Source organism: Micromonospora sp. ATLC20, from assembly GCF_057196585.1.
The window spans coordinates 64,151-78,155 of sequence record NZ_JBXUOV010000006.1 but is presented as its reverse complement, the minus strand read 5'-3'; the positions used below and the strand labels follow the sequence as shown (position 1 = coordinate 78,155).

Sequence of the window (14,005 nt, the reverse complement as noted above, 5' to 3'; positions counted from 1 at the left end):
GGCCACCGCCGCGCGCGGCGAACCGGCCCCGACCGCCGCGCTGCCCGAGCGCGGCGGGTTCGGCACCCACCTCGCCTCCTGCGGCGGCTGACGTGCGCCGCGAGGTGAGCACTCCGCGCCCCGGCTGGGACGAGACCATCCGGGCCCAGGGCCTGGTGTACGTCGACACCGAGCTGCCCGACGGCGAGATCATGTCGTACTGGGACGAGACGGCCGCGTACTCGTTCACGCTCGACGAGGTGCTCCGGCTGGAGGAGGCCACGGAGGAACTGCACCGGATGTCGGTGGCCGCCGCCGAGCACGTGGTGGCCCGCCGCCGGTACGCCGAGTTCGGCATCCCCGAGTGGGCCGCCGAGGCGGTCGCCCGCTCGCTGCGGGAGTCCCCGCCGACGCTCTACGGCCGGTTCGACCTCTGGTACGACGGCAGCGGGCCGCCGAAGATGCTGGAGTACAACGCCGACACCCCGACCGCCCTGGTCGAGGCGAGCATCGTGCAGTGGTACTGGCTGGAGCACACCCGCCCGGACGCGGACCAGTGGAACAGCCTGCACGAACGCCTGGTGGGCGCCTGGGCCAAGATCGGCGCCGGGCTGCACGAGCCGCGGGCGCACGTGCTCTGGTCCTCCGAGGAGGAGTCGGGCGAGGACCAGATCACCGCCGGCTACCTGGCCGAGACGGCCCGCCAGGCCGGGCTGGACGTGACGCTCATGCCGATCCAGCAGGTCGGCTGGGACGGGCGGCGCTTCGTCGACGCCGACGACCGGCCGATCACCACCTGCTTCAAGCTCTACCCCTGGGAGTGGATGCTGGCCGAGCCGTACGGGCGGCCAGCGCTCGACCCGGGCACGCCCACCACCTGGATCGAGCCGGCGTGGAAGCTGCTGCTGTCGAACAAGGCGCTGCTCGCCGTGCTCTGGGAGATGTACCCGGGGCACGACTACCTGCTGCCCGCGTACCTGGACTCGCCGCGCGGCATGACCGAGTACGTGGCCAAGCCGCTGCTCGGCCGAGAGGGCGGCTCGGTACGCATCGTGACCGGCGACACGGAGATCACCAACCCGGGGATCTACGGCGACGAGGGCTTCTGCTTCCAGGAGTTCCGCGCGTTGCCCGAGTTCGAAGGCAACCGGACGGTGCTCGGCAGCTGGATCGTGGACGGCGAGTCGGCAGGTGCCGGGGTCCGCGAGAGCGAGAGCCTCATCACTGACGGTTACGCGCGGTTCCTGCCCCACTACATCGACGCACCGCGTGTGCTCTGAGTCGTCTACCGTTGGTGTCGTGAACTTCGACGCGTACGCCCGGACCGGGGTCGAGCTCGTCAACGCCCGGCTGGACGACCTGGACGGCCTGCGGGCCGTCTTCTCGGACGAGCAGGGCTGGATGCGCGACGAGGTCGCGGAACGGGACCTGGCGATCTTCCGGCGGGCCCAGAAGCGCCTCCGGGACGTCTTCGAGTACGGCACCTCGGGCCGGGACGCCGACGCGGTCGCCGAGCTGAACGCGCTGCTGGAGGCGTTCCCGGTGCAGCCACGCATCTCCGGGCACGACTCCTCCGACTGGCACATGCACGTGACCAGCCGGGGTGCGTCGGTCTCCTCCGAATACCTGGCCGGCGCGGTCTGGGGCCTGTCGGTGTGGCTGTGCGAGTACGGCAGCGCCCGCTTCGGGGTCTGCGCCGACGACCGCTGCGGCAACGTCTACCTGGACACCTCGTCCAACTGCTGCCGGCGGTTCTGCTCCGAGCGCTGCGCCACCCGCTCCCACGTGGCGGCACATCGGGCCCGCAAGCGCGCCGCCGTCGGCGAGCAGGCCGTCCCGGCGCAGCCGCTGTCCCCGGTGAGCTGACCCCCGGCGCTCCGGCCGCCCCTGTGCGAGCGGCGGCCGGGGCGGCGCGTGCCCGTCAGACGTCGACGGGTGACGGCGCGGTCAGGTTGGCCCGGGCGAACTCCAGCGACTCCCGCAGGTCCGCCTCCCGGACCGCGCGGCTCTTCGCGCCCCGGGTGGTCACCTCCACCGCCACCGAGCCGGTGAACCCCCGCCCGGCCAGCGAACGCAGCATCTCCGCGCAGGGCTGCCCGCCGCGACCGGGCACCAGGTGCTCGTCGCGCCCCTCGCCGGTGCCGTCGCCCAGGTGCACGTGCGCCAGCCCGGAACCCATCCGGTCGGCCATCGCCAACGCGTCCGTGTGCGAGGCCGCGCAGTGCGACAGATCCAGCGTGTACGAGGCGTACCCGATCTCGGTGGGATCCCAGCCCGGCGCGTACGGGACGAACTGCCGCCCCGCCATCCGCACCGGGTACATGTTCTCCACCCCGAAGTGCACCCCGCCGAACTGCCCGGCGATCGTGTCGAGCCCGTCGGCGAAGGTGCGCGCGTAGTCACGCTGCCAGGTGAACGGCGGATGCACCACGACAGTGGGCGCCTCCAGCGTCTCGGCCAGCTCGGCGGCCTTACGCAGCCGCTCCCACGGGTCGGGGCTCCACACCCGCTGGGTGACGAGCAGGCACGGGGCGTGAACCGACAGCACCGGGACGCCGTAGTGCTCGGCGAGGCCGCGCAGCGCGCCCGCGTCCTGGCTGACCGGGTCGGTCCAGACCATCACCTCGATGCCGTCGTAGCCGAGCTCGGCGGCGAGCTGGAACGCCGCCGCGGTCCGTTCGGGGAAGACCGAGGACGTGGACAGGAGCACCGGAACGCGGTAAGTCACGCCTTCGAGGGTAGCTCCAACCGCCAGCGAGCATCGGGACGAGCAACCGCAAAGCAACCCAGAGCGCTCGTACGGTCACATCGGCGCGAGCTGATCCAGCCGGCGCAGGATGACGCCCTCCCGCAGCGCCCACGGGCAGATGTCCACGCAGTCCACGTCGAGGCGGCGCATCACCGCCTCCGCCACCACCGCGCCGGCGAGGAGCTGGTGCGCCCGCTGCGCGCTGACGCCCTCCAGCTCGGGCAGCTGGGCCGGCGGGATGTGCCGCACGAACCCCAGCACCTGCCGCAGCCCGGTACGGGTCAGGCTGCGGCGCGCCCACAGACCCGCACCCGAAGGCGCGGCGCCGGCCAGCCGGGCCAGCGTGCGGAACGTCTTCGAGGTGGCGACCGGACGCTCCCAGCCCACCGCTGTCAACTGCTCCACCACCGGGTCGAGCTGCGCGTCCACGTACGCCCGCAGTTCCTCCACGGCCTCGGCCGACGGCGGCGCCGTGCCGGCCGGATCCACGGCGAGCCGCTCCCGGCTGAGCCGCCCCGCGCCGAGCGGCAGCGAGATCGCCACATCCGGGTGCTCGTCGATGCCGGCGGCCAGCTCCAGCGAGCCGCCGCCGATGTCCATCGCCAGCAGCCGCCCGGCGGACCAGCCGAACCACCGCCGCACCGCCAGGAATGTCATCCGCGCCTCGTCCGCGCCGGAGAGCACCTCCAGGCGTACGCCAGTCTCGTCGCGGACGCGCGCCAGCACGTCGGCGGCGTTCGTGGCGTCGCGGACCGCGCTCGTCGCGAACGCCAGCAGATCCTCGGCGCCCAGCCCGTCAGCCGCCGCCCGGGCCATTCCGACCGCCTTCACCAGGCCGTCCGCGCCGCCGTCGGTGAGCGCGCCGTCCGGCCCGATCTGCTCGGCCAGCCGCAGCACCACCTTCTCCGAGTGCGCCGGCCAGGGATGCGCGCCGTGGTGGGCGTCGACCACCAGCAGGTGCACAGTGTTGGAACCGACGTCGAGGACACCCAGTCGCATGGGGAAGACCCTAGGGCCAACACGTTTCGTCGGCTCGGCGGCCGGGCGGGGTCACCGCGCGTACGCTGGTCCGAGTGACAGGGCAGATCGAGCTTCACGTGCTGGTGGACGACCCCGAGGACCCGCGCAGCCGCGAGGTCGGGCTGGACTTCCCACGGGAGTGGATCGAGTTCGTCGACCCGGCCGACGCGAAGCACGTCGTCCGCGCTGACCTGACCTGGCTGCTGTCCCGCTGGACGTGCATCTTCGGCAAGGGCTGCCACGGCATCATCGCCGGGCGGGCCGCCGACGGGTGCTGCTCGCACGGCGCGTTCTTCACCGACTCCGACGACGAGAAGCGCGTCCGGGCGGCGGTGAAGCGGCTGACGCCGGAGACGTGGCAGCACTTCCGGCGCGGGTTCAAGAACTGGACCGAGAACGACACCGTCGACGGCAAGACGCCGGCCCGGCGTACCGCCACCCGCGACGTGGACGCCCCGTGCGTGTTCCTCAACGACGCCGACTTCGCCGGTGGGGGCGGCTGCGCGCTGCACGCCCAGGCGCTGCGCGACGGGGTACACCCGCTGGAGTACAAGCCGGACGTCTGCTGGCAGTTGCCGGTACGCCGCGACCAGGAGTGGCACAAGCGGCCCGACAACACCAAGGTGCTGATCTCCACGCTGGCCGAGTTCGACAGGCGCGGCTGGGGCGCGGGCGGGCACGACCTCGACTGGTGGTGCACCTCCTCCACCGACGCGCACGTCGGCGCCGAGCCGATGTACGTCTCGTACGGGCCGGAGCTGACCGCGCTGATCGGCGCGCCCGCGTACGCGAAGCTGGCCGAACTCTGCGCCGCCCGGCAGCGCCAGGGTCCGATCGCCCCGCACCCCGCAAGCGAGTGAAGGCCGGCACCCCGTTGGTTCGGGGTGCCGGCCTTCAGCTCGTGTCTGTTACTTGTTCCAGTGCTCGGCTACCAGGTCGGCGGCCTGCTGCTCCCACTGGGCGTAGTGGTCGGGGTAGGCCGACACCTGGACGGTCTGGGCGGCCTTGGTCAGCGGCATGTCCTGCCAACCGTCGACCTGCTTCAGACCCTTCAGGAACGCCGTCGTGGAGTACTCAGGATCGGTGATCTGCTCCACCGTGCCCCAACCACTGGAGGGGCGCTGCTGGAACAGGCCCTGCGAGTCGTGGTCGTTACGGTCACCCAGGTGGCCGAGGTTCTCCAGCTTCGACTCCTGCAACGCGGTGGCGATGGAGACGACCGCGGCACGCTCGTCCATGCCGGCCTTCTTCGTCGCCGCGATGATCGCCTTCACGTTCTTGGTCTGCTCGTCGTTCAACGCGATCCGCGACTGCTCACCCTGCACACCGTGCGGGATCAGCTTGTCACCCTGCACCGTCACCGCAACCGGCTTCGCGTGCGCAGTGGTGTCTGCGGCGTGGGCGGCCACCGGACCGGCGAACACGCCACCGGTGAAAGCCAGACCAGCAATACCCAGAACGCTCTTACGCAGAATCGTGTTCATCACAAGTGCTCCATTCGGGGGTCGACGCACCCGGGGGGATGCGTGGCACCGTCAGGCGCTCAAAAAGTCTTCGAGGGGATCCGGCAGCTCGCGGGGCGGGGGGTGCGGCCTCTGCGCGGCGCCGGAAGCATGTCCAACGACCTCGGACCCGGCATCATTCCCGGGCCCCTCACGCCACCACGGGGGGCGCGGCGCGGAGGTTCACGTCGTCGGAACCATGTTCAACGACCAGCCGGCCAGGATGACTCCCGGCTCGCGGATGTGCCGCACACGGCGGCGCACCCTTGCTCGGTCGTTCACCCGGTTACAACGCCCGGCACCCGCCCACGATTCCGCCACCAGAGTGCCGCCCACCACCCCCGACCCGGACACCCACCCCACACACGCCAAACCCTCACCGAGCCCAGCCGAGCACCTCGCCCTGCGCCCCATGATCAAGGAGTTTCCGGCACCCTCCGGCACCCACGAGACCACAAACTCCTTGATCACCCCCGAACAAGCCCTCCCCAGGCACCCCCACAGCGTTGATCATGAGGTTAGCGCCGACAAAACGGACACCAAACGCCGCCAAGTTCATGATCGACGCGACCGGGGCAGGGCGCGTTGGACGGGGAGCGAAGCGGCCGCCGACGAGCCCCGCGATCTTGCAGTTTGCGCCCTCCGTGCGCCCCATTCGCGCGGTTTACGGGGCACCAAAGTGCAAGATCGCGCGTACTCAGGGGTCTCGGCGGGGTCGGGCCCGAGAACTCCCCCGAAAGGCCCCGAGGGTCGGCGATCTTGGAGTTGTGGCACCTCGCGAACGGCGCCAACTCGGGCATCCTGGGTGCCACAACTCCAAGATCGGCGAAAAGGGGCTCGACGCGCGGCGGCGGAATCAGGGCTCGAACTTGTAGCCCAGGCCTCGGACCGTGACGATGTAGCGCGGGGCGGAGGGCTCCGGCTCGATCTTGGAGCGCAGCCGCTTCACGTGCACGTCGAGCGTCTTGGTGTCGCCCACGTAGTCGGCGCCCCAGACCCGGTCGATCAGCTGACCCCGGGTGAGCACCCGCCCGGCGTTGCGCAGCAGCAGCTCCAGCAGCTCGAACTCCTTGAGCGGAAGCTGCACCCCGGCGCCGCCGACCGTCACCACGTGCCGTTCGATGTCCATCCGGACCGGGCCGGCGGCGAGCGTCGGCGCGCCCGTCTCGTTCGACTCGGCGCTCTGCCGGCGCAGCACCGCCCGGATGCGGGCGACCAGTTCACGCGGCGAGTACGGCTTGGTCACGTAGTCGTCGGCGCCGATCTCCAGCCCGACCACCTTGTCGATCTCGCTGTCCCGCGCGGTGACCATGATGATCGGCACGTGCGAGCGCTGGCGGAGCTGCCGGCAGACCTCGGTGCCGGACATCTCCGGCAGCATCAGGTCGAGCAGCACGATGTCGGCGCCGGTCCGGTCGAACTCGGTGAGGGCGGCGGGGCCCGTCGCGGCGACGGAGACCTCGAACCCCTCCTTGCGGAGCATGTAGGACAGGGCGTCGGAGAACGACTCCTCGTCCTCGACCACCAGTACGCGGCTCAACGGGTGTTTCCTTTCCTGTGGTCAGACCTGCCGGAGCTCGGCCGGGCCGGCCTCGATCCCAGCGGAGGCGAGTGTCGTCTCCAGGTCGTCCGGGGGGCGTGCGGGCAGCCGGAGAGTGAACGTCGACCCCCCACCAAGGGTGCTCGACACGTCCACCCGGCCGCCATGGTTGCTGGCGATGTGTTTGACGATGGCCAGGCCCAGGCCGGTGCCGCCGGTGGACCGGGAGCGAGCCTGGTCGGCCCGGTAGAAGCGCTCGAAGATCCGGTCGACCTCGTTCGGGGCGATACCGATGCCCTGGTCTGCCACGGCGATCTCGACGTGTTCGTCGGTGCCGGTGACAGTCACCCGTACCGTGGTGTCCTCGCCGGAGTAGTTGATCGCGTTCTCCACCAGGTTCGCCACAGCGGTGGCGAGTTGGCTGTCGCTGCCGTACACGGTCAGGCCCCGCTGCCCGCCGACGGCGATCTCCACCCGGCGCGCGGTAGCAGCGGTGCGGGTGCGGTCGACGACCTCGGCGAGCACCCAGTCCACCGAGACCGGCTCGGGCGCGGGCTGCGGTTCGGCGCCCTGGAGGCGGGTCAGTTCCAGCAGTTCCTGCACGAGGCGGCCGAGCCGGGTCGACTCGTGCTGGATCCGTTCGGCGAACCGCCGCGCGGCGACCAGGTCCTCGGACAGGTCGGGCGCGCCGTCGGCGGCCGGTTCGGTGGCGTCGACGAGCGCCTCGGCGAGCAGCTGCAGCGCGCCGATCGGCGTCTTCAGCTCGTGGCTGACGTTCGCGACGAAGTCCCGGCGTACCCGCGCGAGACGGTGCGACTCGGTGACGTCGACCGCCTCGATCGAGATGTAGCCGGAGCCCAGTCCCATCGCCCGCAGGTGCACGCCGAGCGGGTTGTCGCCGCCGCCGTCGCGACCCCGCGGCAGGTCCAGCTCTATCTCGCGCCGCACGCCCGTGCGGCGGACCTGCCCGGCGAGGGTACGGATCAACGGGTGCGCCGCGATCGACCCCGGCGTCGCCCCGGTACGGAGCAGACCCATCGCCCGGGCGGCCGGGTTCACCAGCACCGGCACGTCGTCCGGGCCGAGCACCACCACGCCCGCGCGCAGCGAGTCGATCGTCTTGCGGCCGAGCCCGGATAGGCCCCCCTGCGCTTCGTCCGGAATCGTCGCCCTCCCTGCGTCACGGCGGAGTGTCCCGCCGCCCCGCGACGCCCGGCGGCGCCGCCATTCGTCAACGGGTCCGGACAGCAGCGCCCCGGCGACCAGCCCGGTCACCAGCGCTCCGGCCACCACGACGGCCACCGCCCATTCCACCCGGCGATCGTAGGGTCATTGTTAACCCGGGTATCGGGCACAAAGGGACGAACCACTCTCGCTTTCGGCAAAGTTCACCTGCGGGCCCAGCGTCGTTCATCCGCGTTCACCCTGGTGGCGACCGTTCGGCCTAGCGTGGGGCGCGCACCTGCTCCTGCCGTACCCCTCGGGGGTGGCGGCCACCGACCCCAGGAAGTGACGATGCGCGACGAGTTCCGGGCCGACCTGCAGATTGTCAGCCAGTTGCTGGTGGACATGGCCGAGGCGGTACGCGCGGCCATGCGGCAGGCCACCAAGGCGCTGCTCACCGCCGACCGGACGGCCGCCGAGACGGTGATCGCGCGGGACGCCGAGATCGACGACCTGTACCGGCACGTGGAGGAGCGGGTCTGTGACCTGCTGGCCCGGCAGGCGCCGGTCGCCTCCGACCTGCGGGCGATGATCACCGCGTTGCACGTGGCAGCCGATCTGGAGCGGATGGGCGACCTGGCCGACCACGTGGCGAAGACGGCGCTGCGCCGGCACCCGTCGCCGGCGGTGCCGGCGGAGCTGCGGCCGGTCTTCACCGACATGGCCGGGATCGCAGACCGGATGGCCGAGAAGATCGGCTCGGTGCTGGCCGAGCCGGACGCCGACGTGGCCGCCGAACTGGACAGCGACGACGACGCGATGGACGACCTGCACAAGAGCCTGTTCGGCGTGCTGCTCGGCGACGACTGGCCGTACGGGGTGGAGACGGCGATCGACGCGACGCTGCTGGGCCGCTTCTACGAGCGTTTCGCCGACCATGCGGTGAACGCGGGCGAGCACGTGGTCTACCTGATCACCGGGTCGACGTCCGGCTGAGAACCGTGGGCGGGGCCGCCTCGGGGGAGGCCCCGCCCACGCCGTGTCAGCGACCCTGGTTGGCGACCGCGGCGGCGGCGTCCTTGGCCGCCTCCGGGTCCAGGTACGTCCCGCCGAGGACCTGCGGACGCAGGTCGGCGTCCAGGTCGTAGCGCAGCGGGATGCCGGTGGGGATGTTCAGCTTGGCGATCGCCTCGTCGGAGATCTGGTCGAGGTGCTTGACCAGGGCACGCAGCGAGTTGCCGTGCGCGGCCACCAGCACCGTCCGGCCGGCCAGGATGTCCGGCACGATCGAGTCGTACCAGTAGGGCAGCATCCGCTCGACGACGTCCTTGAGGCACTCGGTGCGCGGCATCAGCTCGGTCGGCAGCAGCGCGTACCGGGGGTCGCCGACCTGCGACCACTCGTCCGCGTCGTCGATCGGCGGCGGCGGCGTGTCGTACGAGCGGCGCCAGAGCATGAACTGCTCCTCGCCGTACTCGTCGAGGGTCTGCTTCTTGTCCTTGCCCTGCAGGGCGCCGTAGTGGCGCTCGTTGAGCCGCCACGACCGGCGCACCGCGATCCAGTGCCGGTCGGCGGCGTTCAACGCCAGCTCGGCGGTGCGGATGGCTCGGCGCATCAGGCTCGTGTGCACCACGTCCGGCAGCAGGCCGTGCTCGCGCAGCAGCTCGCCGCCGCGCCGCGCCTCGGTCTCCCCCTTGGTGGTCAGGTCGACGTCGACCCAGCCGGTGAAGAGGTTCTTGGCGTTCCAGTCGCTCTCGCCGTGCCGCAGCAGGACCAGCGTCCCGACGGTGGGCCCCTCGCTCGCAGTCATGCCGATCATCCTGCCGTACGGCGCGGGCGGACACGCGGCGACCTGTGGTGACGACCACCACGTGGAAAACCTGATGACCACGGCTCCGGCCCGGCACTAGGTTGTAAGGCGCATTAAAGAGGTCGGTCATTACCATTCGGGGGGGCGTCGGGATGCGGACGGTACGGGGCTGGTTCCAGGACACAGCCGGTGGCTTGCCACGGACGTTCTGGTACCTCTGGGCCGGCACGCTGATCAACCGGCTCGGCTCGTTCGTCCTGATCTTCCTGGCCATCTACCTGACCCAGGAACGCGGCTTCTCCGCCGCCCAGGCCGGGCTGGTGATCGGCCTCTGGGGCGCCGGCGGCGCGGTCGGCACCACCATCGGCGGCACGCTGACCGACCGCTGGGGACGGCGGCCCACGCTGCTCGTCGCGCACGTCGGCGCGGCCGGCATGATGATCGCGCTCGGCTTCGCCCGCCCGCTCTGGGCGGTCGCGGTGGGCGCGCTGCTGCTCGGCGCGTTCGCCGAGGCGGCCCGCCCCGCCTTCGGCGCCATGATGGTCGACGTGGTGCCGGAAAAGGACCGGCTGCGCGCCTTCTCGCTGAACTACTGGGCGATCAACCTCGGCTTCGCCTGCGCCGCCGTGCTCGCCGGCTTCGCCGCCCAGGGCAGCTACCTGCTGTTGTTCCTGGTGAACGCGACCACCACACTGGTGACCGCACTGATCATCTTCGCCAAGGTCGGCGAGACCCGCGGCCCGGTCACCGCGCTCCCGGTCACGGGGATGCCGGCACCGGCCGGTGCGCTGCGCACCATCCTCGCCGACCGGGTGTTCCTCGGCTTCGTCGCGCTCAACCTGCTCGCCGCGCTGGTGTTCCTCCAGCACATCTCGATGCTGCCGATCGCGATGGGCGACTCCGGGCTCAGCCCGGCCACGTACGGCTCGGTGATCGCGCTCAACGGCGTGCTCATCGTGGTCGGCCAGTTGTTCGTACCCCGGCTGATCAAGGGCCGCAGCCGCTCGCACGTGCTGGCGCTCGCGTCGCTGGTGATGGGCGCCGGGTTCGGGCTCACCGCGCTCGCCGACACGGTCTGGCTCTACGGCCTGACCGTGCTGATCTGGACCGTCGGCGAGATGCTCAACTCGCCGTCCAACGCCACCCTGATCGCGGAGCTGTCCCCGGCCGCGCTGCGCGGCCGCTACCAGGGCGTCTTCTCGCTGTCCTGGCAGCTCGCCGGCGCCGCCGCGCCGATCCTCGGCGGCCTGGTCCGCGAGCACGCCGGCAACAGCGCGCTCTGGCTGGGCTGCGCGGGCATCGGCGTCGTGGCGGCGGTCGCCCACCTGATCTCCGGCCCGGCCCGGGAGCGCCGCGCCGTCGCGCTGCGCGCCGTGGGCACTCCGGTCACGCCGGTCACCGTCACCACCGCCCCGGCGCCCGAGGCGGGCGAGGCCGCGGCGACCGCACCCGCCGCGCCGGTCCGGGCCGGTTCCTGAGTACGCCCCGACGCAGCCGCCCCGAGGCGGGTGGATACGGTACGGGAAGGAATCGGTAAGGAAACCTTCCTGGAGGACTGGTGCACGGCCTGCGGCGCTGGTGGGACGACACGGCCGGCGGACTACCGGCCACGTTCTGGTACCTCTGGTCCGGCCTGCTGATCAACCGGGCCGGCGCGTTCGCGCTGCTGTTCCTGTCGCTCTACCTGACCGCCGCGCGGGGTGCCCCGCCGTCGCTGGCCGGGCTTGTGGTCGGCGCGTACGGGATCGGTGGTGCGGCCGGCACGCTGCTCGGCGGCGTCCTGGCCGACAGGTGGGGACGCCGGGCCACGCTGCTCGCCGCCCACCTGGCCGCCGCCGTCCTGATGGCGGCGCTGGCGTTCAGCACACACCTGGCAGCGATCGCCGTACTCGCCACGCTGGTCGGGGTGGCGCACTCGATGCCCAGCCCGGCGTTCGTGGCCGCCATCGTGGACGTGGTGCCCGAGGCGCGCCGCTCCCGCGCGTTCAACCTGCAGTTCTGGGCGTTCAACCTGGGCATGGCGGTGGCCTCGCTGCTGGCCGGCATCCTCGCCGAGGCGAGCTTCACGGCGCTGTTCCTGGTCGACGCCGGAGCCACGCTGGCGGCTGCGGTGGTGATCGCGCTGAAGGTGCCGGAGACGCTCACCCGGCGGCCCGCGTTCACGCCACGGGCGGTGGTGGGGCGCCGTCCCGGGCTGCACACCGCGCTCACCGACCGCACGTTCCTGGTGTTCGTCGGGCTGACGTTCCTGCTGGCCGTGCTGACCATGCAGACCTCCACGATCATGCCGCTGGCGATGCGCGAGGACGGCCTGCGCCCGTCGGCGTACGGGCTGGTGGTGGCGCTCGGCGGGGCGCTCATCGTGGTCGGGCAGCTGTTCGTGCCCCGGCTCATCGAGCCGTACCGGAAGTCGAGCGTGCTGGCCGTCTCCACCGGCCTGATGGCGGTCGGGTTCGGCGCGCTGACGGTGGCCGACGGGCTGCCGCTCTACCTCGGCGCAGCGGTGGTCTGGACGGTCGGGCAGATGCTCGCCGCGCCGCCGAACGCACAGATCAACGCGGACCTCGCACCGCCCGAGCTGCGCGCCCGCTACCAGTCGGTGTTCTACCTGACGTTCCCGGCCGCGTCGTTCGTGGCACCGGCGCTCGGCGGGCTCAGCCTGGAACACCTGGGCGAGCGGCACTGGCTGGTGGTGGGCGCGCTCGGCCTGCTGGCCGCCGCCGGGCACCTGCTCGCCGGGCCGCGCCGGGAACGGCGGGTGGCCGCGCTGCGGGCGGCGGCCGCGGAACCGATCAGGTCCGCCCGCTGAGGGGAGGCAACGGCAGAGCGCCCACCCCGACCCCCGTCGAGATGGGCGCTCGTACCGTACGCCCGGCGGCGGCGGGCGACACTCACCCCCGTAAGCGTCGCCCGCTCGCGCCGCCGGTTCCACGGGTGGCACCGTCCCCCAACGGCGTGCTCCACCCGATCTTCGCGTCTCGCCTGCGCGGATCTGATCGATCCACCGCTCCCCCGAACGTAAACAAGCGTGACGCGGTGCAATAAAGTTAGTTCGCCCGGATTCCGGATTCAACCCAGAACGCTGTCTTGCCCGTCACAGCACCCGTGTCGGAAACCCGGCTGTCCGTGTCGTCGTCCCTGGAGTGGCAAACACGGCGTTCCCGTCGGCCATTCCCGTAAACCTCAGCCGTCCTCGCGATTCGGGTTCTCGGTCCGGAAGAAGTTGCTCTGCCGGCCGTCCCGCATCTGCTCCTGGTAGATCAGGTTCAGCCGCCGCAGGTCGAACGTGCGGAACCAGTCGTCCCAGGTGATCTCGCGGATTCGGCTGCTCTCCCGGTACCCGGGGATGTTGAACGTCAGCACCCCGGCCCGGCCCTCGCGCTCGGTGCCGGCGATGGTGGCGGGCTTCGCACCCCGCGCCCGCGCCCAGCGCTGGATCACCTCGTGGTTACGGGTGACCAGGCTCCGGCCCGGACGCTCCGGCCGGTCCGCGAGCGACGTGATGAGCTGCGACGATCCGATCGACCGGCTGGACGCCGGACCACGGGTCGGTGCCGCCTGGGCCCGGGCGGACGACGCCTTCCGAGCCGGCGCCGCCTTGGCGCGCGAAGGAGCAGCCTTCGCCCTCGACGGTGCCGCCTTCGCCCGAGCGGGCGCGGCCTTCGCACGGGATGTCGTCGCCCGCGACGAGGTCGCCTTCGCCCTCGACGGTGCCGCCTTCGCCCGAGCCGGTATCGCCTTCGCCCGCGACGAGGTCGCCTTGGCGCGGGCGGGCGTCGCCTTGCGCGTACCCGTCGCCTTGGCCCTGGCGCCGGTGGCGCGTGCGGCCGGCGCGGCCTTCGCCGGCGACGTGGCGCTCCGGCGGGCCGACGTGGTCCGCTTCGCCGCAGTGGTCTTCTTCGCGGCGGTGCTCTTGCGGGTCGCCGACGGCCGACCGGCCGGGCCGGTGCTCCGCCGGGCGGCGCCGCCCTCCCCGCGCATCGCCCGCGCCAGGGTCTTCACCAGTTCCGGCTTCCGCAGCGCGGAGATCCCGGAGACCCCGCGCCGCTTGAGCTGGCTGCGGAGGTCGTCCACCTTCATCCGGGAGATCGCCGACTCCGACACCCTCGGGGTGTTCGGCGTCTGATTGCCGGTTTGCCGCTTGGTCCGGGTCGCAGTCGTGCCGCGACCTGAGCTGTTGCGCTGAGCCATGGGACACGCTCCTCGACAGTCCGTCCTCGGCCCGCGGTGGGTCCCAGTGC

Annotated in this window: 13 protein-coding genes; 6 read left to right on the top strand and 7 right to left on the bottom strand. The window is 72.0% G+C overall.

Annotated elements, in window-relative coordinates; all coding sequences use genetic code 11:
- Nucleotides 1-92: 92 nt before the first annotated feature.
- Both AC2CHG_RS03150 and AC2CHG_RS03145 read left to right on the top strand, forming a co-directional pair.
- Entirely contained in the window at nt 93-1,259 is a 1,167-nt protein-coding gene (locus AC2CHG_RS03150; RefSeq protein ID WP_262013186.1) for a glutathionylspermidine synthase family protein, read from the top strand.
- A 19-nt stretch (nt 1,260-1,278) separates the two neighbouring features.
- The gene (locus AC2CHG_RS03145) at nt 1,279-1,845 is read left to right on the top strand and encodes a CGNR zinc finger domain-containing protein (protein WP_135242188.1); all 567 of its coding nucleotides are present in this window, start codon (nt 1,279-1,281) and stop codon (nt 1,843-1,845) included.
- Between the two features lie 55 nt (nt 1,846-1,900).
- On the opposite strand, the gene AC2CHG_RS03140 is transcribed toward AC2CHG_RS03145, so the two are convergent.
- Nucleotides 1,901-2,707, bottom strand: coding sequence for a sugar phosphate isomerase/epimerase family protein (locus AC2CHG_RS03140; RefSeq protein ID WP_262013187.1), 807 nt, complete (start codon nt 2,705-2,707; stop codon nt 1,901-1,903).
- Between the two features lie 75 nt (nt 2,708-2,782).
- A complete protein-coding gene (locus AC2CHG_RS03135; protein WP_135242189.1) occupies nt 2,783-3,727 on the bottom strand; it encodes a Ppx/GppA phosphatase family protein in 945 nt (314 codons plus the stop codon).
- A 74-nt stretch (nt 3,728-3,801) separates the two neighbouring features.
- Here AC2CHG_RS03135 and AC2CHG_RS03130 point away from each other — a divergent pair, with 74 nt between their 5' ends.
- A complete protein-coding gene (locus AC2CHG_RS03130) occupies nt 3,802-4,608 on the top strand; it encodes a DUF3109 family protein (protein WP_262013188.1) in 807 nt (268 codons plus the stop codon).
- A gap of 48 nt (nt 4,609-4,656) precedes the next feature.
- On the opposite strand, the gene AC2CHG_RS03125 is transcribed toward AC2CHG_RS03130, so the two are convergent.
- The 3 genes from AC2CHG_RS03125 to AC2CHG_RS03115 form a co-directional block, all read right to left on the bottom strand.
- A complete protein-coding gene (locus AC2CHG_RS03125) occupies nt 4,657-5,232 on the bottom strand; it encodes a hypothetical protein (RefSeq protein WP_484524111.1) in 576 nt (191 codons plus the stop codon).
- An 874-nt stretch (nt 5,233-6,106) separates the two neighbouring features.
- On the bottom strand, nt 6,107-6,790 hold the full coding sequence (locus tag AC2CHG_RS03120; RefSeq protein WP_030272198.1) for a response regulator transcription factor: 684 nt from the start codon (nt 6,788-6,790) through the stop codon (nt 6,107-6,109).
- 21 nt (nt 6,791-6,811) lie between these two features.
- Nucleotides 6,812-8,104, bottom strand: coding sequence for a sensor histidine kinase (locus AC2CHG_RS03115; protein WP_262013190.1), 1,293 nt, complete (start codon nt 8,102-8,104; stop codon nt 6,812-6,814).
- A 201-nt stretch (nt 8,105-8,305) separates the two neighbouring features.
- On the opposite strand from AC2CHG_RS03115, the gene phoU reads away from it, so the two are divergent.
- Nucleotides 8,306-8,950: a phosphate signaling complex protein PhoU gene (gene phoU / locus AC2CHG_RS03110; RefSeq protein WP_366620303.1), complete on the top strand. Its 645-nt coding sequence runs from the start codon at nt 8,306-8,308 to the stop codon at nt 8,948-8,950.
- 46 nt (nt 8,951-8,996) lie between these two features.
- On the opposite strand, the gene AC2CHG_RS03105 is transcribed toward phoU, so the two are convergent.
- A complete protein-coding gene (locus AC2CHG_RS03105; protein WP_262013192.1) occupies nt 8,997-9,764 on the bottom strand; it encodes a phosphoglyceromutase in 768 nt (255 codons plus the stop codon).
- A 152-nt stretch (nt 9,765-9,916) separates the two neighbouring features.
- Between AC2CHG_RS03105 and AC2CHG_RS03100 the strand changes: the two genes are divergently transcribed.
- A complete protein-coding gene (locus AC2CHG_RS03100) occupies nt 9,917-11,242 on the top strand; it encodes an MDR family MFS transporter (protein WP_366620301.1) in 1,326 nt (441 codons plus the stop codon).
- 80 nt (nt 11,243-11,322) lie between these two features.
- Complete coding sequence (locus tag AC2CHG_RS03095; protein ID WP_484524110.1) at nt 11,323-12,573, top strand: MFS transporter; 1,251 nt, start codon at nt 11,323-11,325, stop codon at nt 12,571-12,573.
- Between the two features lie 374 nt (nt 12,574-12,947).
- Here the strand turns inward: AC2CHG_RS03095 and AC2CHG_RS03090 are convergent, their stop codons facing one another.
- Nucleotides 12,948-13,844, bottom strand: a complete 897-nt coding sequence (locus tag AC2CHG_RS03090) for a hypothetical protein (protein WP_484524109.1) — start codon at nt 13,842-13,844, stop codon at nt 12,948-12,950.
- Between the last annotated feature and the right edge of the window lie 161 nt (nt 13,845-14,005).

Coding starts and splice junctions, on each gene's coding strand:
- AC2CHG_RS03090 (WP_484524109.1), bottom strand. CDS start 13,844: ATGAAGGTGGACGACCTCCGCAGCCAGCTCAAGCGGCGCGGGGTCTCC.
- AC2CHG_RS03135 (WP_135242189.1), bottom strand. CDS start 3,727: ATGCGACTGGGTGTCCTCGACGTCGGTTCCAACACTGTGCACCTGCTG.
- AC2CHG_RS03100 (WP_366620301.1), top strand. CDS start 9,917: ATGCGGACGGTACGGGGCTGGTTCCAGGACACAGCCGGTGGCTTGCCA.
- AC2CHG_RS03125 (WP_484524111.1), bottom strand. CDS start 5,232: ATGAACACGATTCTGCGTAAGAGCGTTCTGGGTATTGCTGGTCTGGCT.
- AC2CHG_RS03105 (WP_262013192.1), bottom strand. CDS start 9,764: ATGACTGCGAGCGAGGGGCCCACCGTCGGGACGCTGGTCCTGCTGCGG.
- phoU (WP_366620303.1), top strand. CDS start 8,306: ATGCGCGACGAGTTCCGGGCCGACCTGCAGATTGTCAGCCAGTTGCTG.